Origin of the sequence: Roseomonas rosulenta (assembly GCF_016106005.1) — a bacterium.
Lineage (GTDB): Bacteria > Pseudomonadota > Alphaproteobacteria > Acetobacterales > Acetobacteraceae > Neoroseomonas > Neoroseomonas rosulenta.
The window spans coordinates 1-3893 of the sequence record NZ_JACADR010000355.1 but is presented as its reverse complement, the minus strand read 5'-3'; the positions used below and the strand labels follow the sequence as shown (position 1 = coordinate 3893).

Below are 3893 nucleotides of genomic sequence, written 5' to 3'. Positions count from 1 at the left end.
TGTCGCGCGGGGCTGCGCCGTGCGCGTCGAGGCGGGTGCTGCGCTCGAGCGGATCCGGCTGCGGCTTGCCGCGCGTCGGGCGCCTGCGCGGCGGCGGCGGCTTGCCTGACGGCGATGGCGGCCGCCATCGGCGCCCCCGGCAGGTTGGCACGTGATATGCAACACAACGTGTGTCTGGCAGCGGGATCCTCCCGGGCCTGGCAGCTTAGCCTTCCTCAACCTTGCCTTGGGGCCATCCGCACGGATGGCCCTTTTTTTTGCCCGATGCGCTTTGCAGAATGCGAAGCAGGTGGCGAAGCCGATCGCCTGGCGGCGGTGACGATCCCGTCCACCCTTTCTTCACCCGTCGGGCGTGACATTGCCGCCTCTGCCAGGACCCGTGCGGCACCGCTGCCCCGGTCCCGGCTGTCCAGGGAAGGACGACAGCGCGCAATGGACGGGATGGCGGCGGAAGGCGGCGGCGCGACGAAGCCCCAGAAGCCCCCGGGCCGGGGCCAGCTTGCCGCAGCCGCGCTCGAGACCCTGCCCGACGGCGTGGTCAGCTTCGATGCCGACCTGCGCGTCGGCCTCGTCAGCGGCCGTGCCGCCGCGCTGCTTGGCATCGCGCGCACCGCGCGCCACGCGCAGGGGGTTTGCGACCTGCTCGAAGCGAGCCCGCGCCTCGACCGCGAGGCGGTGGCCGTGCTCGCCGCCGCCTGCCTCACCGCGACGCTGCCCGATGCCGACGCCGAGGCCGACCTCCGCCTCGCCGGCGCGCCCGGCCTGCGCTTTGGCATCCGCCGCGCGACCCAGGGCACCTGGGTGCTCGCCATCACGCCCGAAACGGTGCTCGCCGGTGGCGGCGGCATCGACCCGCTGACCGGCCTATCCGACCGCGCCATGTTCGAGGCGCGGCTCGCCGCGGCGCTCGACCGCCCGGCGCGGCGGCGCGGGGGCACCGCCGTGCTGCTGGTCGACCTCGACGGCATCCGCGCCGTCAACCAGGTGCTCGGCCACGCGATCGGCGAGGACCTGCTGCACGCCGCCGCCCGCCGCCTGCAGGCCGCGGTGCGCGACGGCGACCTGGTGGCGCGCATGGCCGGGGAGGAATTCGCCGTCCTCCAGGGCGAGGTCAGCGACCCCGCCCATGCCGCCGCCCTCGCCACGCGCCTCGTCGATCTGCTGGGCCGCGCCTACCTCATCGCCGGCGAGACGGTGGTGGTCACGCCGCGCGTCGGCATCGCCCTCGCGCCCACCGATGGCGCCGAGGCGGCGCAGCTGCTGCGCCGCGCCGCCATGGCCCGTCACGAGGTGCCGGGCGAAGGCCATGGCGGCTGGCGCCGCTTCAGCCCCGAGATGGATGCCCGCTGGCAGGAGGCGCGGGTGATGGAGACTGCGCTGCGCCGCGCCGTCGCCGAGCACGAGTTCGAACTGCACTACCAGCCGCAGGTGGCCCTGCCCGAGGGCATCGTCACCGGCTTCGAGGCGCTGATCCGCTGGCGCCACCCCGAGCGCGGGCTGCTCGCCCCCAGCACCTTCCTGCCAATGGCCGAGCGGCTCGGCCTAATGCGGCGCATCGGCGCCTGGGTGCTGCGGGAAGCCTGCGCCGCCGCCACGCAGTGGCCCGGCACGCTCAGCGTCGCGGTCAATCTCGCGCCCGCACAGCTTGAGGACGGGCGGCTGCCCGAGACCATCGCCGCGCTGCTCGAGGAATGCGGCCTGCCGCCGGAGCGCCTCGAGCTTGAGGTGACTGAGACGGTGCTGCTGGCCAATGGCGATGGCGCGCTGAGCCAACTGCTCGCGCTGCGCGAGGCCGGCGTGCGCATCGCCATGGATGATTTCGGCACCGGCCATTCCTCGCTGACGCAGCTGCGCGTCTTCCCCTTCGACCGGCTCAAGATCGACCGGTCCTTCGTGAAGGACCTGCCGCTCGGCGGCGATGCGACGGCGATCGTGCGCGCGGTGACGGGGCTTGGGCGCAGCCTGGGCATTGCGGTGATCGCCGAGGGGGTCGAGACCGAGGCGCAGCTGCGCGAACTGCTCGCCGAGGGCTGCGAGGCGGCGCAGGGCTACCTGTTCGGCCGGCCTGTACCCGAAGCCGAGGTCCCGGCGGTGATCGGGGCGCTGCGGGCACCGGCGCTCACCTGACGCGCCGCCGCGCTCAGTGCGGGATGGCGCCGATCTCCGCCGCGCGGGCGCGCAGCGCGTCCAGCACCTGCGGGTCGAACTGCGCCGGCGCGATCCGTCCATCGCCCTCCAGCAGCCGCGACATCGCCTCGTCGTGGTCGAGCGGCCCCTTGTAGGGGCGGTCCGAGCGCAGCGCGTCATACACGTCGGCCACCGCCACCAGGCGCGCGGCGAGCGGGATGTCCTCGCGGGCGAGGCCGGCCGGGTAGCCGCTGCCATCCCAGCGTTCGTGGTGGTTCAGCGCGATCGTCGCGGCCAGTCGCATCCATGGGGCGCAGACATGCGCCAGTATGCTGGCGCCGAGCGAGGTATGACGTTCCATCACGCGTCGCGCGGCGGGGTCGAGGACATGGCTGTGCCCCAGCACGCCCTCGGGCAGGGCCATCTTGCCGATGTCGTGCAGGACCGCGGCGCGCTGCAGCATGGCGCGCTGCGACGCCTCGACGCCGATCTGCTCCGCGAGAAGCGCCGCGATCCGGCCGACCCGGACCGGATGGTCGCGCCCTTCCGGGTCGATCGCGACGGCGCGCAGCGCCAGGGCTTCCAGCGCCTCGTCATGCGCCGCGCAGGCGCAAGGACCCGCCGAGGCGTCAGTCCGGCCGCACCGTGTGCAGGCCGCCGACCGGTCCGGCGCGATGAGGCTGACGGCGTCCATGCTGGCAAGCGGGTCCGGTCCAGGCGTTCGTCGCGAGACTAGGCCGGAATCCTGTCTCGGAAAACGGCAATGATTCAGGAAATGGCACGCCTTGCTGCGCCTGGCGGGTCGGGCGGCACCAGAACCACGGCGGCCGCCTGCGCCGCGATGCCCTCGCCGCGGCCGGGGAAGCCCAGGCGCTCGGTGGTGGTCGCCTTCACCGAGACCGTGCCGATGCCAACGCCCAGCAGCTCCGCGAGGCGCGCGCGCATCGCCGGCGCATGCGGCGTGATCTTCGGGCTTTCGCAGATCAGCGTGACGTCGGCATTGGCCAGCACGCCGCCGCGCGCGGCGATGCGGCTTGCCGCGTGGCGCAGGAAGCGCGCGCTGTCGGCATCCTTCCACTGCGCCTCGCTGGGCGGGAACCAGCGGCCGATGTCGCCCTCCGCCAGCGCGCCGTAGATCGCGTCGCACAGCGCATGGATGCCGACATCGGCATCGGAATGGCCGGTCAGGCCGAGCGGATGCGGCACGGTGACGCCGCACAGCACGAGTGGCCGGCCCTCGACCAGGCGGTGCACGTCGAAGCCCGTGCCCATGCGCGGGATCAGGTGGGCGGAGAGATGGGCTTCCACGCGGGCAAGGTCCTCGGGCCAGGTGATCTTGATGTTCGCCTCGCCGCCCGGCACCAGGATGACGGGCAGGCCGGCGGCCTCCAGCAGGGCGGCGTCGTCGGTGGCCGCGCCGTCGCCGCCGCGGTGGGCGGCGAGCAGCGCGTCGAAGCGGAAGGCCTGCGGCGTCTGCGCGCGGAACAGGCCCTCGCGCGGGACGGTCTCGGTGATGCGCGACCCCGCGCCACGCTTGAGCGTGTCGGTCACCGGCTGGGCGGGGATGGCGCCGGGGGCGGTGGCCAGCGCGTCGCGCAGCGCGGCGATGGTGCCGGGCGGAATGACCGGGCGGGCCGCGTCGTGCACCAGGACCAGCGTGGGCGGGTCGGCGGCCAGAGCCTCGAGCCCCGCGCGCACGCTGGCGGCCCGTGTGGCGCCGCCGGCGACCGGCGGCAGGGCGGGCAGCCCGTCCAGCAGGGCGGCCA

The 3893-nt window shown here is 74.4% G+C and carries 3 protein-coding genes; 1 reads left to right on the top strand and 2 read right to left on the bottom strand.

The window, feature by feature from the left end:
* Window positions 1-432: 432 nt before the first annotated feature.
* The gene (locus HW578_RS24010) at window positions 433-2127 is read left to right on the top strand and encodes a putative bifunctional diguanylate cyclase/phosphodiesterase (protein ID WP_198373228.1); all 1695 of its coding nucleotides are present in this window, start codon (window positions 433-435) and stop codon (window positions 2125-2127) included.
* Between the two features lie 13 nt (window positions 2128-2140).
* Here the strand turns inward: HW578_RS24010 and HW578_RS24005 are convergent, their stop codons facing one another.
* Both HW578_RS24005 and ispF read right to left on the bottom strand, forming a co-directional pair.
* Window positions 2141-2821 (bottom strand): HD-GYP domain-containing protein, encoded by a 681-nt coding sequence (locus HW578_RS24005; protein ID WP_198373227.1) that lies wholly within the window; start codon window positions 2819-2821, stop codon window positions 2141-2143.
* A 74-nt stretch (window positions 2822-2895) separates the two neighbouring features.
* The coding region (gene ispF / locus HW578_RS24000; RefSeq protein ID WP_198373226.1) for a 2-C-methyl-D-erythritol 2,4-cyclodiphosphate synthase at window positions 2896-3893 on the bottom strand (998 nt) is incomplete at its 5' end.

Excerpts from the sequence above, each read along its gene's own strand:
- HW578_RS24005 (WP_198373227.1), bottom strand. The coding sequence starts at position 2,821 with ATGGACGCCGTCAGCCTCATCGCGCCGGACCGGTCGGCGGCCTGCACA.
- HW578_RS24010 (WP_198373228.1), top strand. The coding sequence starts at position 433 with ATGGACGGGATGGCGGCGGAAGGCGGCGGCGCGACGAAGCCCCAGAAG.